This window comes from Neobacillus massiliamazoniensis (genome assembly GCF_001048695.1).
In the GTDB taxonomy this organism is placed as follows: domain Bacteria; phylum Bacillota; class Bacilli; order Bacillales; family Cytobacillaceae; genus Neobacillus; species Neobacillus massiliamazoniensis.
The window spans coordinates 637,592-653,563 of the sequence record NZ_CVRB01000002.1 but is presented as its reverse complement, the minus strand read 5'-3'; the positions used below and the strand labels follow the sequence as shown (position 1 = coordinate 653,563).

15 protein-coding genes are annotated in these 15,972 nt (G+C 39.2%); 12 read left to right on the top strand and 3 right to left on the bottom strand.

Annotated features, from left to right (window positions below; all coding sequences use genetic code 11):
* Positions 1–114: 114 nt before the first annotated feature.
* Together BN1082_RS11005 and BN1082_RS11000 are read left to right on the top strand one after the other, a co-directional pair.
* Positions 115–705: a histidine phosphatase family protein gene (locus BN1082_RS11005; RefSeq protein ID WP_090634194.1), complete on the top strand. Its 591-nt coding sequence runs from the start codon at positions 115–117 to the stop codon at positions 703–705.
* Complete coding sequence (locus BN1082_RS11000) at positions 692–1,717, top strand: DUF418 domain-containing protein (RefSeq protein WP_090634192.1); 1,026 nt, start codon at positions 692–694, stop codon at positions 1,715–1,717. The genes BN1082_RS11005 and BN1082_RS11000 overlap by 14 nt, the downstream gene beginning before the upstream one ends.
* Positions 1,718–1,785: 68 nt before the next feature.
* Here BN1082_RS11000 and BN1082_RS10995 read toward each other — a convergent pair whose 3' ends face one another.
* A complete protein-coding gene (locus BN1082_RS10995) occupies positions 1,786–2,322 on the bottom strand; it encodes a ribonuclease H-like YkuK family protein (protein ID WP_090634190.1) in 537 nt (178 codons plus the stop codon).
* 223 nt (positions 2,323–2,545) lie between these two features.
* Between BN1082_RS10995 and BN1082_RS10990 the strand changes: the two genes are divergently transcribed.
* The 3 genes from BN1082_RS10990 (at position 2,546) to BN1082_RS10980 (ending at position 4,903) form a co-directional block, all read left to right on the top strand.
* Positions 2,546–3,616, top strand: a complete 1,071-nt coding sequence (locus BN1082_RS10990) for a DUF2157 domain-containing protein (protein ID WP_090634189.1) — start codon at positions 2,546–2,548, stop codon at positions 3,614–3,616.
* Positions 3,609–4,136 carry a GDYXXLXY domain-containing protein gene (locus BN1082_RS10985; protein WP_090634187.1) on the top strand — a complete coding sequence of 176 codons (528 nt, stop codon included), beginning with the start codon at positions 3,609–3,611 and terminating at the stop codon, positions 4,134–4,136. Before BN1082_RS10990 ends, BN1082_RS10985 begins: the two co-directional genes overlap by 8 nt.
* Before the next feature lie 176 nt (positions 4,137–4,312).
* Complete coding sequence (locus BN1082_RS10980; protein ID WP_090634185.1) at positions 4,313–4,903, top strand: biotin transporter BioY; 591 nt, start codon at positions 4,313–4,315, stop codon at positions 4,901–4,903.
* Positions 4,904–5,115: 212 nt separating this feature from the next.
* Here BN1082_RS10980 and BN1082_RS10975 read toward each other — a convergent pair whose 3' ends face one another.
* Entirely contained in the window at positions 5,116–5,721 is a 606-nt protein-coding gene (locus BN1082_RS10975; protein WP_090634183.1) for a DedA family protein, read from the bottom strand.
* 145 nt (positions 5,722–5,866) lie between these two features.
* Here BN1082_RS10975 and BN1082_RS10970 point away from each other — a divergent pair, with 145 nt between their 5' ends.
* Positions 5,867–8,062, top strand: a complete 2,196-nt coding sequence (locus BN1082_RS10970; RefSeq protein WP_090634182.1) for an alpha-galactosidase — start codon at positions 5,867–5,869, stop codon at positions 8,060–8,062.
* A gap of 174 nt (positions 8,063–8,236) precedes the next feature.
* Here BN1082_RS10970 and ytaF read toward each other — a convergent pair whose 3' ends face one another.
* Positions 8,237–8,842, bottom strand: coding sequence for a sporulation membrane protein YtaF (gene ytaF, locus BN1082_RS10965; protein WP_090634180.1), 606 nt, complete (start codon positions 8,840–8,842; stop codon positions 8,237–8,239).
* A gap of 261 nt (positions 8,843–9,103) precedes the next feature.
* On the opposite strand from ytaF, the gene BN1082_RS10960 reads away from it, so the two are divergent.
* From BN1082_RS10960 to BN1082_RS10935, 6 genes are all read left to right on the top strand, one after another.
* Positions 9,104–9,493 carry a GntR family transcriptional regulator gene (locus tag BN1082_RS10960; protein ID WP_090634178.1) on the top strand — a complete coding sequence of 130 codons (390 nt, stop codon included), beginning with the start codon at positions 9,104–9,106 and terminating at the stop codon, positions 9,491–9,493.
* Positions 9,486–10,385, top strand: coding sequence for an ABC transporter ATP-binding protein (locus tag BN1082_RS10955; RefSeq protein ID WP_090634176.1), 900 nt, complete (start codon positions 9,486–9,488; stop codon positions 10,383–10,385). The genes BN1082_RS10960 and BN1082_RS10955 overlap by 8 nt, the downstream gene beginning before the upstream one ends.
* Positions 10,360–12,324, top strand: a complete 1,965-nt coding sequence (locus tag BN1082_RS10950) for a DUF6449 domain-containing protein (protein ID WP_090634174.1) — start codon at positions 10,360–10,362, stop codon at positions 12,322–12,324. The genes BN1082_RS10955 and BN1082_RS10950 overlap by 26 nt, the downstream gene beginning before the upstream one ends.
* 36 nt (positions 12,325–12,360) lie before the next feature.
* Positions 12,361–12,885 carry an RNA polymerase sigma factor gene (locus BN1082_RS10945; RefSeq protein WP_090634173.1) on the top strand — a complete coding sequence of 175 codons (525 nt, stop codon included), beginning with the start codon at positions 12,361–12,363 and terminating at the stop codon, positions 12,883–12,885.
* 217 nt (positions 12,886–13,102) lie between these two features.
* Entirely contained in the window at positions 13,103–14,809 is a 1,707-nt protein-coding gene (locus BN1082_RS10940; protein WP_245640389.1) for a sensor histidine kinase, read from the top strand.
* Complete coding sequence (locus BN1082_RS10935) at positions 14,787–15,941, top strand: response regulator transcription factor (RefSeq protein ID WP_090634170.1); 1,155 nt, start codon at positions 14,787–14,789, stop codon at positions 15,939–15,941. Before BN1082_RS10940 ends, BN1082_RS10935 begins: the two co-directional genes overlap by 23 nt.
* Positions 15,942–15,972 lie beyond the last annotated feature (31 nt).

The following is a 15,972-nucleotide window of genomic DNA, read 5'->3' as shown; positions in this document are numbered from 1 at the left end:
AATGGAAAAGATGGAAAAATTTTTTATTGTTACTAACCTAACATGCTGAAATAGAGGACAAAAAGAGTGTGAAGCAGAAATTTAAGACAGTAAAATGGCGATGGAGGATGAAATATGGAAAAAAGAATCTTTTTAATCAGACATTGTGAGGCCAGCGGCCAGCCGCCTGAAGCAAATTTGACTGAAAAGGGCTTTTCACAAGCACAAGAACTAGCAGTATTCTTTTCGAATGTCAGGGTTGACCGAATCATTTCAAGCCCATTTATACGAGCGATTCAGTCAATAGAACCATTAGCGGAAAAAATGAGAATAAAGGTTGAAATAGATGAGCGTTTGTCAGAACGTATACTTAGCAAACGGTTGCTACCTGATTGGATGGAGAAGCTTGAGGCTACATTCATGGATTTAGATCTCGAATGGGAAGGTGGCGAGTCAAGCCGAAATGCGATGATGCGGGTGGTAAAAGTGGTGGAAGAGGCATTGCAAAGTAAAGAGGAAAATACACTAATGGTCACACATGGAAATTTAATGGCATTGCTCATAAAGCATTATCAGCATGAGTTCAATTTTGAAGAATGGAAAAAACTAAGGAACCCAGATGTTTTTCAATTGCACTTCATTGATAATCGGGTAAATGTTAAAAGGATCTGGAAAGAAGATTGGGTGTCAGGCACCGTAACGGGAGTTAATAATGAATCCAATTGATGAAAGTAAACGAATTGACACGCTTGATTATTTAAGAGGCTTTGCTTTAATGGGAATAATTCTGGTCAATATTCTTCCGTTGCTTTCAGTTAAATCGCCGGATCCCCATTCGCTAGATGCAGCCTATCAGAGGTTTTTGTATTTATTAGTGGAAGGGCGCTTTTATACGATCTTTTCGTTTTTGTTTGGCGTCGGCTTTTATCTTTTTATATCCCGGGCCAATCAAAAAGGAAAAAATACGACCGTGCTGTTTGTAAGAAGAATGTTGGCATTATTTATTTTCGGAATCATTCACGTTCAGTTTCACCCAGGAGAAGCATTAACGGTTTACGCCCTATGTGGTCTGTTTATTTTACCTTTTTACAATGCACCTAAAACTGTGAATCTTGTCATTTCTCTACCACTGTTAATTGTTTTTGCTATTTTTTCAATAAAGCTGTTTATGACCTTACCCCTTATGCTATTAGGAATTGCAGCGGGACAATATCGGATTTTTGAGGGGATTTCACTTCCTTTAAAGAAGGTCACTATTTTTACCGTGCTGATGTTTTTAGGTAGTATGATTGGGCTTGGTTATCAATTCCAACATGCCCCGGAGGTTCTCTGGAAAGGGAAAATCGAGGAGACACAGCGGTTTTTGGATATTGGAATTGCGATTGGGCCAATGGTTTCAGGATTCTATGTCGGTCTGCTGCTCATACTATTGCGACTTTCATTTGTTAGAAGACTTTTATCCCCTATAAAAAAATATGGGCGGATGGCCTTAACGAACTATATTTTGCAGACAGTCTTCATCTTACTTTCCGGCAGTCTGTTTCGCTTATTTGCACGAATTTCCTATATCCAATCCCTATATTTGTGTTTCGTAATCTATGTGGTTCAATTCATTATTACTATCATCTGGATTCGCTATTTTAAATTCGGCCCATTAGAATGGGTTTGGCGAATGGTGACCTATCGAGAAGTTCTGCCCCTAAGAGGAACAATAAAGGACCGCCAGGTTAATGTATGAACTTTGCTTCAAAAGGAACGAATAAGGTGTCAGGCACCCATTACATGATTGGTGTCAGGCACCCATTTTTATTTCGTGTAACGGTTAGCGTAGCTAGAGGCGACGAAGGCATTTGGTTTTATTTTTGGTTCTATTCCCATTGATTCTATTCTCATGACCATTTCTTTTACAAATTCGCTTGTTTTATTTCGCTTGCCGGCCCCGATATCAATATGTCCCTCCATTGTAAAGGTTGCACCTTGATAAAGGTATGGAAGGACCACCTCAATGAGTTTACTTTTTCTTTCTTCAGTAAACATGGAAACAATCTCTTCAGTTAAGGACAGTTCAAGGGAAATTCGTTCGTGCAAAGCGGTCATTTTTCTAGGAATAACGATTTTCCTTATGCATGCCCACACGCCTTTTCCTTCATTCTGGATGACAATTCCTGTTATAAAAATGGTATGTGTTCTATGCACCTGTGAGTCAGTTCCAACCATCAGTCGGAATTTTCCAATTGGATTTAACTTCATAAAAGTAACAATCCGTTCAAAAACCTGCTCGAACGAAAGATTCTTTTCTTGGAGATTTTGGAACGTATCGAGATTTTTCGGGTGTTTTTTCATTTTAAAGCACCACATCTTTCCTTTTCGGATTAGGAAGTCATGTCTATGTTCTTATTACTATTTTATGGAATGCAATATTATGTCGTTACGGCGGAAAGACGTGATTAATTAAAGATGACAAAGTTCTCTTAATCCAGACCTTTTCTGGTGCCTGACACCAATTTATAACCAATATCTGTTAAAATAGGTATACAGAGGTAAATCTGATGAAAGGGGTGGGAGTTTGACTAGGCGGATTTTAAAAGAGGATGAGCTAAGGTTTTTAAAAAGGGAACTTCAGTATTTAGTAGAATCAAAGGTTTTACCAGCCGGGAAGGCCGAAGAGATAGAAGCATTGTATGAAGTGAAGGGAAAGGTTTCATTTACAAAAACGCTATTGTATGTTGGTTCTTTCTTAATTGGTGCTGGAATTTTGAGTTTTATTGCCAGCAACTGGGCGGATATCGGGAAAACAGTAAAATTTCTTTTGATTATCGCCCTGTTTATTGGCAGCAATTTTGCCGGATTCAAACTGGAGACCAATTATCCGAAAACTGCAAGAAGCTTCTATTATATCGGTGTGCTCGTGTTCGGGGCAGGGATCTTTCTCATCGGACAAATGTTTAATTTTGGAGGGACTTTCCAGAATGCTTTTTTGTGGTGGTCGCTTGGGATTTTACCATTAGCGTGGGTACTACGTGATAAATGGATTTTGCTGGCTTCCGCCATATTCGTCTTTATGTATTTGACGGACTCCCCCTATCTCCAAGGTGAAACTATTCCATATTGGATTCTGCTTTGGATTGCTGCTATTTATGTTCTTAATGAAAAAATAGGATTTTCAAAAGCCACTGGATTTATCACAGGGATATTGCTGTTAACCTTTATAGGAAATGTACTAAGTTTTCTTATGCATGGTAGTCATCATGATGCTTATGTATATGGCCTTGTTTATCTGGCAATAGGCATAACCCTTGTTTTAATGGGTGGGAAAATACGGAGTATATATGTTATATTAGGTCACCTCGTTCATGGAGGGGCTGCATTACTTTTATCTTTCAAGGATACATGGCCAGTTGACTGGATTTATATTCCTTTTTCAATACTATATTTTCTCTTTGTATTGTATTTAATCAGAAGAGGGAGCCTGCTTAGCATCATTATTTTGTGCGTGATGATATTCCGTTTTTATCTCGATATTTCCTTTGAGTTTTTACCAAAATCATTTGTGTTCATCATTGGAGGATTCATCTTGCTCGGCTTTGGTTTTTATTTTGAAAAACAAAGGAAAAAAGGGGGTGGGGTACATGAATAGACGAGCGAAGCAATTGATTTTAGCTTGTTCGGTCCCGCTGCTCATTCTATTAGGAATGTGCTTCACTCCCCTTTATACGTTGTTAACTGGAGAAGAAGTTATTCTTAGAACCATGCCCGTCGACCCGTCCGATGTTTTTCGCGGAGACTATGTAGCACTACGCTATGAAGCCGAAGAGGTCCCTAAATCTTTAGTAGAAGAAAAGGTAATAAGTAAAGTGGTAGGTGAACATAGATCGTCAGCAGTGTACGTCGTACTAAAAGAGAAGAACGGAATTTACACTCCTACCAAAGTTACCCTAGACAAACCTGTGAGGGGAATATACTTAAAAGGAGTACTCAATTATATTGGAACAAACATGAATGGAAATGAAGTTGCCTATATCAAATACAGCATGGATAAATACTTTGTCGAGGATAACACAGGATCAGCCTGGGAAAAAGCCTCTACAAATGGCGAAATCTTAGCCAAAGTAAAAGTAAAAAATGGCTATGCCATCCTAATCGGCATAACCAAATAATTTTGGTGTCAGGCACCACTCGTGGACATTTATAAGCGTGGAGTGGACTTTTTTTGGTGCCTGACACCCTTTTTTTAATCCCTAAATGTCAACTTGATTTAAAACTTAGTTGACATTTATAAACTATAGTCTTAATCTTTATATTATTAAAACTATAGTTTTGGGGTGGGGGAATTATGAAATTAAGGCCAATTGATTTGACCCTTACGGGATTGTTTGTGGCTTTAATGGCTGTCGGTGCAAATATTACTTCGTTTGTTCCGTTTATGGTAGTTGGTGGGGTACCGATTACGCTGCAAACTTTTTTTGCTATTTTAGCAGGCGCTATTCTCGGCAGCCGTTTGGGATCGATCGCAATGATTGTTTATTTACTAGTGGGGTTAGTTGGTGCTCCTGTTTTCTCTAGATTTGGAGGAGGGCCATCCACTATTTTCAACCCAACATTTGGATTTATTGTTTCCTTCATATTTACGGCATATGTCGTTGGGAAAATTGTGGAAAAGAAAAAAAGTGTACTGGCGTTTTGCATTGCTTCCTTAATTGGCATGGCTGTTAACTACCTTTTCGGAACAAACTGGATGTATTTTGCTTATAAGCTATGGGCTGCTGCCCCGGATGGCTTCACCTATAAAATGGCATGGCTATGGATGATCGTTCCGCTGCCGAAGGATATTATTTTAGCCGTTTTTGCAGGCATTATGGCACATCGATTAGAAAAGTCCGTTTTATCAAAAGGGCAATTTAAACAATTAAAAAGAGTATCCTAAATTCCATAAAGGGTGTCAGGCACCGTCCGGAGGAGGACGGTGCCTGACACCTATTTTATAGGAAAGTATAAAAATTGACTTCGAGAATTGTCCAGCTCCAGCGCCTAGCCCTTCGGGTCATAAGCCACTCCCAAAATGAAGGCAAAAAGCGCCTTCTTTTTGGGAGCTTATGCCTGTCAGGGCTGACCAAGTCGCTTGCGCTTTTCTTAATATCAAGGGGTTTGCACGTTTTTAAGGATTCTTTTTTTCCAATAGGTATAAAAAATAATGGAACCGAGAATGACCAAGCTGATTAACAATATACTATATCTAGAGACGTAAATTCTGACAATGTCCCAGTTTTCTCCTAATGTCATACCTAAAGTGATGAAGCTATAACACCAAGTAATCGCACCTGAATAGGCAAATAATGCAAACTTCTTATATTTGTAATTGTTTATACCGGCTAGATAGGCAGTGACGTGACGAATTCCAGGAATATAAAAACCGATGAAGAGAAGAAAAGGACCTAATTTCTCAAACAATTTCATTGTTCTATTTACTCTCTCTTCAGTGATATGCATTTTAGGACCGTATTTTTTTAAAAACGGTTGTCCTAGCTTTAATCCTAAGATGTAACTCAATGAAATGCCTCCGCATGCACCTGCAATGGCACTGATTAATGAAGGGATGTAAGACATATTTCCTTGAAAAATATTATACCCTACATAGGTAAGAAGAACTTCATCAGGTATTGGGAGACCAATAATCCCTCCAATTAACGCCATCAAGATTCCGAAGTACCCGTAATGTTCAATTAAATAATTCAAGTACTGCATCTTTTACACATCCCAGAAATGAATTAGAGGGTTATCTCCCAAAATTTATTTTTCACCGAAAAAATAAAAACATGTAAGACGAAGAAAATTAACCGGGCCCGTTCAAATGAGATGCGCATTATTTTATAGAAGAGAGGGAGTTCTCGTGCCCATTGTTTGGAATGAAAAGGATAGGATTTTCCATTTATCCAATAGCAGAATGAGTTATCTCATTCAAATTGTGCATGGCAAATATCCTGCTCATTTATATTGGGGCAGGCATATTCAAGTGCAACAGCCTTCATCCATCTTGACCTTTAAGGGCAGGGCATTTTCGCCGACGACAGAATCAGGTGATAAAAATTTTTCTCTTGATACGCTGCCCCAAGAATATCCTGCATTTGGAAACGGAGATTTCAGGAATCCAGCCTATCAACTCAGAGCCCCAGATGGATCAACCATTACAGAATTTGTTTATGATTCTCATGAGATTTTTCAAGGAAAGCGTCACCTTAAGGGATTGCCTGCCTCCTATGTAGAAAAGGATTCTGAGGCAGACACATTAGTCATTACAATGGTCGATTCCATGCTCGGTGTTGGAATGAATATAAGTTACACCATCTATCGGGAATTTGACTTGATCACGAGGTCGGTTTCCTTTGAAAACCGGGGCAACGAGGATGTTGAAATACTAAAATGCATGAGCATGTCGGTTGACTTTCATGAGTCGGATTGGGAGTGGCTTCACCTTCATGGAACATGGGGCCGGGAGCGTCATATTGAAAGGCAGCCGCTACACCATGGGGTCCAAATGATTAGTTCAGCAAGGGGCGCGAGCAGCCATCGACATAATCCTTTTGTGGCATTACTTTCAAAGAATGCAAGCGAGGAGCATGGGGATGTTTACGGTATTAGTCTCGTTTATAGCGGAAATTTCCAAGCTTCAATTGAAGTGGATCCCTTTGAAATCACCAGGCTTTCTATTGGCATGAATCCTTTTGATTTTTCCTGGAGATTAAAGCCAGGTGAATTTTTTCAAACGCCCGAGGCACTAATGGTTTATTCAGCAGAAGGTCTTGGAGGAATGTCGAGAACGTTTCATAAATTATTGAGGAGTAGGGTTTGCCGCGGGGTTTATCGAGATAAAGTCCGACCCATTCTCATTAATAACTGGGAGGCAACCTACTTTCATTTTTCTGAAAAAAAATTGAAGGACATTGCGGATGCAGGGAAGGATCTTGGAATCGAGCTATTTGTTCTAGATGACGGATGGTTTGGACGTCGTGACAATGATAAATCTTCCCTGGGGGATTGGGGCGTTTATCAGAAGAAATTACCTCATGGACTAAAGGGCCTTTCTGAATATGTTCGGAAAAAGGGTATGCACTTTGGCTTATGGGTCGAGCCGGAAATGGTTTCTCCCGATAGTGATTTGTATCGGAAGCACCCTGATTGGTGTCTTCATGTCCCCGGCCGACATCGGACAAAGTCGAGAAATCAATTAGTGCTCGATTTAAGTCGTGATGACGTATGTGATTTTTTAATCGATACCTTTACGAAGGTTTTTAGTAGTGCCGCGATTTCATATGTGAAATGGGATATGAACCGAAATATGACTGAGGTCGGGTCTGCAATTCTTCCTCCGGATAGGCAAAAGGAAACGGCGCATCGTTATATGCTGGGCTTATATCGAATTCTCGACACGTTGACAGAACGTTTTCCCTCTATTTTATTTGAGAGCTGTTCAGGTGGCGGCGGGCGCTTTGACCCCGGCATGCTTTACTATATGCCACAAACGTGGACGAGTGATGATACGGATGCTGTTGAAAGATTAAAAATTCAGTATGGGACAAGTCTTGTCTATCCAGCGATCGCCATGAGTGCACATGTATCAGATGTCCCGAATCACCAGGTTGGGAGAACAACGCCGATGTTAATGAGATGCCATGTGGCAATGGCAGCGAATTTGGGTTTTGAATTGAATATCGACAAGCTTAGCCATGATGACAAGAAAGTGGTGAAAGAGAAGATTCATCAATATCATCAATTAAAGGAAATGGTTTGTTTTGGTGATTTCTTCAGGTTATTGAGTCCCTTTTCCGGCATGGATACTGCCTGGATGTATGTTGCACCTGACCAGGAGCAAGCTGTCGTTTTTTATTATAAAATACTGGCTACTCCAAATCCGCCCTTTTTGCGCCTCAAACTGCGTGGGCTAAATCCAAAAAAGCTTTATAACATTAACAATGGTGAACAGCCCTTTTTCGGTGATGAACTCATCCAAATTGGTTTAGCACTCCCGCTTATAAAAAACGATTTCACCACTTTGATTTTTCATATTAAAGGGTGTCAGGCACCATAACCAATGACAATGATTCAAATTCGACCCCACGTTTACAAATACCCATCAAAGTCAGGCATCAATCACAAGGGAAAACACCATACTAAGTAGACACCTTAGAATTTTCCAAGGTGTCTTTAATTTTGGATCGACTTTTGACCGCACTCCGTTGTTTTATGCATTATCCCGTTAAACTTACACGAAAATCTCATAAATACCTATCAAAATAAGTATGATTCCTGCAATGGAATTTGAATATTTTCCTATTCGGTTGTCGGAAATCTTGCTGCCAATCTTGATTCCAACGGAAATGGATAGTAGCGAGAAAACACCGATTGATAAAGTTGTAAGTAAAGGGGAAGCTCCTGTGAATCCAGCCCCTAACCCCATTGCTAAACAATTCATCGCGAGTGCTAACCCTAATAAAATCGATTCCTTAAAGGAAATGATTTGATCATCATTTGTATCAGCCAGTTCAGGATGGGATATAACCTTTGTAAAAGTTGAATCGACTCGAACTGCCACTTCGGTAGTTTTAGGGTAGAAGGATTCAACGATACATTTTCCACCGAGGAAAATTATCAGCAACCCGCCTATATAATTCGCAACGGTTTCCGAAATAAATTGGGACATAAATTCCCCGGCTATAATCGGTATGTAAGCACAAATCATCGAAATAGCTGCAATAACCAAATTTGAAACGAAGGGAATACGTGTTGATTTCAACCCATATGAGACACTAATTCCTAAGTTGTCGAGGTTAGCGGCAACACCAATTAGTAATATTGTCAGCCAATGCATGCATAGATCCTCCTAGGAAGTGACATAACCCATATGTATGCAAAATACTCCTGAAATTGCCTGTCAGCTTGGCTCGAAAAAAACTTGGTGTCAAAAAACTTGGTGTCAGGCACCGCTCGTGGACATTTGTACGTCTCCAGTGGACGGTTAACCGTAAATTTTTTACAAAAGAGGGACTTCCATTTTGGGAGGGGCTGGAATATAATATAACTGTATTACGAATGATAGTACACTTAATACAGATTGGGGGCTCATCCCATTATGTTTGAGCTAGACATGAGAAGCCGAAAGCCTATTTATGAGCAATTGGTCGATAAAATGAAGGAGCTGATCATGCATGAGGTGCTTAAGCCTGATGAACAGCTGCCATCGGTCCGGACGTTAGCTACACAGCTCACAATCAATCCAAATACCATTCAAAAGGCATATAGGGAACTGGAGATACAAGGTTTTATTTATTCCATTAAAGGAAAAGGGAGCTTCGTCAGTCTAAACAATCAAACGAAGGACATAGAGAAGATTGCTTCCGTCATGAAGGAGCTTGAAAAACTAATCTTGGAGGCTCTGTATCTCGGCATACAGGCGGGCGAAATGATTGATCTTATCCACGCATTAGATTCTGGCAAAAAGGGGGGCGATAGCAATGATTGAATTGAAAAATGTGAGCAAGGCCTTTGGCCGGTTTAAGGCGCTGGAAAACGTTCATCTTACCATCCCAAAAGGCTCCATTTATGGGCTAATTGGGTCAAATGGAGCTGGAAAAACGACTTTAATTAAGCTCCTTGTGGGAATCTATCGGCAGGAAAAGGGAGACATCACCGTTGACGGCCTACCAGTCTACGAAAATCCTAGTCTAAAGGAAAAAATCTATTATATTCCTGATCAGCCATCTTTTTTATCCAATTATACAACCAAGCAAATGGCCCGTTATTATAAAGGTTTTTATCCAAGCTGGAGTGAGGAGCGGTTTCAGAAACTGATCGAGCTATTGGAAGTGGATGTAAACAAAAAAATCCATACGTTTTCGAAAGGATGGCAGCGACAGATTGCCTTTATTCTGTCCCTTTCAACAAATCCCGAGATTTTGATTCTTGATGAGCCGTTGGACGGCCTTGACCCAGTAGCTCGGAAAAAAGTAAAGAACCTGCTGATCAATGATGTTGCAGAAAGAGAAATGACCATTCTCATATCCTCTCATAATCTTCGTGAGATTGAGGATATTTGCGACCATGTCGGGATTATTCATAAAGGAACACTTTTAATTGAAAAAGAACTGGATGAACTGAAGGCAAACATCCATAAAGTTCAAGTTGCCTATAAAGAAGGAATGCCAAAAGAACTGTTGAAGAATCTCAACCCTCTTTATACAGAGAAGCGCGGGAGTATCATCCTTTTCATTGTAAAAGGTGATGAGGATACCATTGCCAAACAAATTCGTAAGACAAATCCAATCATTTTCGATTTGCTGCCACTCACTCTCGAAGAAATTTTTATATACGAAATGGGGGATATCGGCTATGCCTTCGAAAATGTCATTGTTTAACAAGGAAATGATTCTGCAAATTGGTCGAAGCACCGGCTGGGTCTCAATTGTTTATTTTTTGGGACTGCTCTTTATACTGCCAATTCAAATATTGCTAATGTACCCAGATAAAGAAAATATCTTGAAACACCAGACATTTCAATCCCTATTTCAGTATAATAATACCTTTCAAATTGGTTTGATTGTCTTAGTCCCTGTAATCTTGGCAGTGTTTTTATTTCGCTTTCTTCATGTGAAACAAACATCAGACCTAATGCACAGTCTTCCCATCAAAAGGGAGAAAATCTTTCATTATTATGCCTTGACAGGTATGGCATTTTTAATAGTTCCGGTTGTCCTTATTTCTGTAATCATCCTGTTGATTCATTCTACTCTAGATGTAAGCAGCATGTTTACAGTAACAGATGTACTCTACTGGGCTGGAACGACCATCCTGTTTACCTTGCTTTTTTATACAGCCAGTGTTTTTGTTGCGATGATGACAGGAATATCGGCTGTTCAGGCAGTTTTGTCTTATATATTTCTCTTTTTCCCGATTGGTATGGCCATTTTGCTATTTTTAAACTTAAAAATATTACTCTATGGATTTCCGAGTGATTATTTCCTAAGTAAACAGCTGGATCTAATTTCCCCCATTACCTATGTTGCAGCTCTGAACAGCAAGTCGTTTAAATGGATGGATGCCGGACTGTATCACATTTTAACCATAATCCTTTATCTGTTATCGCTTTATTTTTATAAAAAAAGAAATTTGGAAGCAGCTTCTGAAGCGATTGCCTTTCCAAAATTACGTTGTGTATTTAAATATGGTGCTGCCTTTTGCACCATGCTGCTTGGTGGAGGGTACTTTCATTCTGTTTCATCCAGCAGTACCGGCTGGACATTATTTGGCTATTTCGTCGGGGCTGTGCTTGGTTATTTTACTGCCGAAATGGTTTTGCAAAAGTCGTGGCGAGTTTTCAGTCATGTCAAAGGCCTGTTGGTGTACTCGGCTGTCGCAACTCTACTGGTGATTGGAGTTGATACTCTCAGAATCTATGAAAACAGGGTTCCAGAAGTAAACGATATCAAAAATGTCCTGCTAATGGAAAATCCTAGTTTTAATTTAGATCGGAGTTCAATGGCACAGTATTTCCCACAAGAACCAATAAAGGAAAAAGCAAATATTGAGGCTGTTCGGAAGTTGCATCAGCAAATCCTCACCAATCAAAACATTAATCACCTAAAGAAAAATGAGACATTCGTGAGTTACTATTTTATCTATGAATTAAAAAATGGGCGGCATGTGATCCGTGAATACAAAGTAAATGAAAGGCTTTATTCTGATGTATTTAAGCCAATCTATGAATCTAAGGAATATAAAATGACCGCGACGGCTATTAATAAGGTAAAAGATAATAAGATAAAATCTATTACGATTAGGGGATATGGCCCTTATAACAAGTTTGTCATGTTATCAAATCCAACAGATGTGAAAGAAGCAATGGCAGCATTAAAGGCAGATATGTTAACGGAATCTTATGATGATAGCAAGTATTTCCGTGGCCACGGATCATCAATTGAATTCGATTTGGGAAATAACCAGTTTATTAGTTTTGGGTTATTACCAACCTATCAGAATTTGACCGAATGGTTAAAGGAAAAGAATTTGCTCAATCAGGCAACCGTAACAGCTGATGATATTTCTCATGTATTAGTTAAAAAAGTGGATGGATTTGGTTCCTATGATCCCGAGAAAATGAGAAGGGAAGTTGAAGACAGCAAGGAGTCACTAAATGTAACGGATAATCGACAAATAGGAGAGCTGCTTTCAAAAGCGAGTGTTGATATGAATCATGAATACGCGGCGGTCTTTTATTATAATGCTGGAAATTATAAAGATTTCATGTATTTTGATGAAGCGCATGTACCTGATTTTGTGAAAGAACGTTTAAAATAACGAATTGAATTTTAGAAAAGGAAGTGGGAACTCCATATGAGGTCGATCCATTTCGAACAATTATATTCTATACACTTAAAACGGCTGCAATTTATTGCCTACAAATATACGAAGGACCGATTTTTGGCCGAGGATATCGTCCAGGAAACGTTTATTAAAGCATATAAAAATATCAATACAGTAGAAGATCCAAAAAAATTAGGCGCTTGGCTGTCGGTCATTACTGCCCGAACCGCGATTGATTTTCTAAGATTAGAAAAAAGAAAGTGCTGGATGCTCGTTGACCCATCGATCATGGAACCGATACTTGGGTCAGCAGGAATCAAGGAACATATTGAAGAGGAGGTTGGACTCCATCTTTTACATGAGGAACTGAACCGCTTAATAGAAAAAAACCTATCAAAAGAATTTCAGGAAGTCCTCATCCTTAAAACCCAGTGCGGGCTAAAAGAAAACGAAATCGCAAACCTGCTCAACCTAAAATCGGCAACCGTCAAAACCCGCCTATACCGGGCGCGCAAACAACTAAAAAAAGCCTTTATCGAAAAGCAATCAGCATAGATTGGTGTTATAGATTAGGTGTCAGGCACCACTTGTGAACATTTGTACGCGTGGGGTGGACAGTGATTATGTATATGGGTGTCAGGCACCATTTAATGGTACCTGACACCTTTTTTTGACACATTTTAGAGATGGTGTTTTTTTTATAAGTGTGAGAGAATTGGTCTTGATTTTGGGTAGGAAGGGGGATGTGATGTTCGAGGGTTATAGAAAGATAATGTCAAAGATTAACCATCTATTGTTTGGGAGTATTCGTACTAAGATGGTGTTGTTTTTTATTATGGTGGCACTTATTCCGCTTATTTGGTTCGGATATATATCATATTATAAATCTTCTACCATTGTGAATAAGCAATATAATGACTATGAAAATTTTGCTATTTCCCAGCTTGAGATGCAGCTTCAGAACACGATTGACCAAATGTTTGTCGTCGCAAACGATATTCATCAATATTTATCCGACCCTACCTTAATTGTGATTAACGAAGAAATACCCAAAACGTATGAGGGATTTATCGAGAAAAAGAATTTTGAAAGATTTCTTGAAGCCCATAAAACTTTCAATACAAAAGGAATCTATTTAATCACAAAGTCAGGCTATTACTATGGAAGCAATCTCTTAAATACGCAAAAATTGTTTAATATGCCTTTTTGGAAGGAAGCAAGCAAATTAAAACAAGGAGATCGCTGGATTGGCTTCTATAAAGCAGATTATTATGAGGACAAACCTCCTGAACAAATGATTGGACTTGTCCTGCCTATCCAAAGCGAGTATGGGATCTTAAAGGGAAGCAAGCTATTAATAGAAACGAAGGCAGATGAGCTATTTTCCTATATTAAGTTTTTAGAAAATGACGTCCATGCTTTTGTAACTATTAAGGATGAAAATCAAAAGACTTTGTATCAAACGAAGAACAAAGGAAAGATGCTTCCAAGTGATATCGTTAGGGTAAGTAAGATTAAAGCATACGGTTGGGAACTGGTCGTCCGTGTCCCTGAAAAATTATATTATCAATCATCAAATATCATATTTAATAATACGCTTGTGGCCATTTTCTTTTCGATTCTCTTAGCTGTAATCCTTGCAATGGCATTCTCCGCACCGATAGCAAAGCGGATCAGAAAGCTAAAGGAATCGATGGAAAAAGTAAGTGCAGGAAAATGGGAGACGCGAATAGCGGTAAAAGAACAAGACGAAATTGGAATTCTGACGATGAGCTTCAATCAAATGGTCGAGGAAATTAAGGAATTGATTGATGAAATAAATGAAACGGAAAGATTAAAAAGGAAAGCAGAATTGAAAGCGTTTCATTACCAGATTAATCCACATTTATTATTTAATACGCTAAACTCCATCCAATGGAAGGCACGGCTTGCGAATGCAAAAGAGGTACAGCAAATGATTTACCATCTTACTGAGGTTCTTCATGAAAATCTTAATTTTTCCGATGAATTGATACCTTTGAAAAAGGAGCTTACAACGATTAGCCATTATTTGAAGGTGCAGGAAATTCGCTATGGTCATATGTTTGAATATCAGGAAACGATTGGACCGGAATGCACGGATTATTTAATTCCAAGACTGTCGCTGCAACCTTTATTTGAAAATATCTTTTTTCATGCCTTTGAGGACGGAAAGGGAAAAATAAGCTTAACTGTTGAGGATCGAGAAGACTTCCTAGAGTTAACCTTATGTGATAATGGGAAGGGAATGAGCGAAAATACGGCACAGAATTTACTAGTGCTTCACTTGCCAAATGAAAAGACTCGGGGAATCGGTGTGTTCAATGTTGATCAGCGGCTCAAGCTCCATTTTGGCAATGAATTCGGACTGACAATTGTATCAAAACTGCAGCAAGGAACGACCATTAAAATGCGCTGGCCGAAAAGGAGGTCATCCAATGATAAAAGTGATCGTAATTGATGATGAATATATTGTCCGAAAAGGATTAATCGCGACAATCAATTGGCAGAAATTTAACATGGAAGTGGTCGGCGATGCTGCCAACGGCCAAAAGGGCTGGGAACTGTTCCTTGAAAAAGCCCCGGAAGTTGTGATCACAGACATCGTTATGCCGGAATTGAACGGAATTGAACTGTCCCGAAAAATTAAACAAGTAGCACCTGATACAAAAATTCTTTTGTTAAGCTGCCATCGGGACTTTGAATATGCTCAGGAAGGGATCAGGCTTGGTGCATCCGGCTATATTCTTAAAACGGCGTTTGATGATGAGGAATTTGAAGAGTACCTAAAGCGGTTCAATGAAGAGCTTATTCCATTAGAAGAAAAACCCCTCGATTTTGCTAGTCTGACAAAGGAATTTTATGAATGGCTGTGCGGATTTGAAAATTCGTTTGCCGACCTATTAAAGGAAAAATGTCAAAAGGAATGGGATTGGATTGAGAAGCCATTTTACATCTATCATCTTAACCACTTAAATCAAGGAGATTTTCAACTCGACACATTGTTTCCGAATTTCACCGCGAGGATGATCTGCGGTCATGACCAATGCTTTATGTTTATTCCAGAAGACCATATAGGCCCTTTTGAGCAAATACTCTTTGGGGTGAAAAATAAATTGTCAACTCTCCAGTGGAATGTGAGTGGCCCGTATAAAGGGACGGGTGAATGGATGAAAGGTGTTCAATTTTTGTACAGCAAATTTAAGATTGAACAAAAATTTAAGGGAGACTTGGTTAATTGGCCTGCTCCGATTCAAAACGCGGTTCGCCTGATTTCGAATGACCTATCTAAATCATTTTCTTCAGTTGATGTGGCTCATGAAGTGGGACTAAGCAGAAGTCATTTTAGTACGCTCTTTAAAAAATCTGTAGGGGAAAGCTTTTATGCTTTTACGGAAAAATTGAGACTTGGTGCGGCTAGTGAACTTCTAGAAGCCAGCTCCCTGACATTGCAGGAAATTGCGGAGAAAGTTGGTATACAGGATGGAAAATATTTTAGTAAATGGTTTAAAAAATGCACCGGTCAGACCCCTTCCGACTATCGTCAAACAAAAAGAAGAATAAAACAAGACAATTTTGCCCCTCATTCCTAAAAGTTAAAGAAAATCAAAACGAACTTACTCT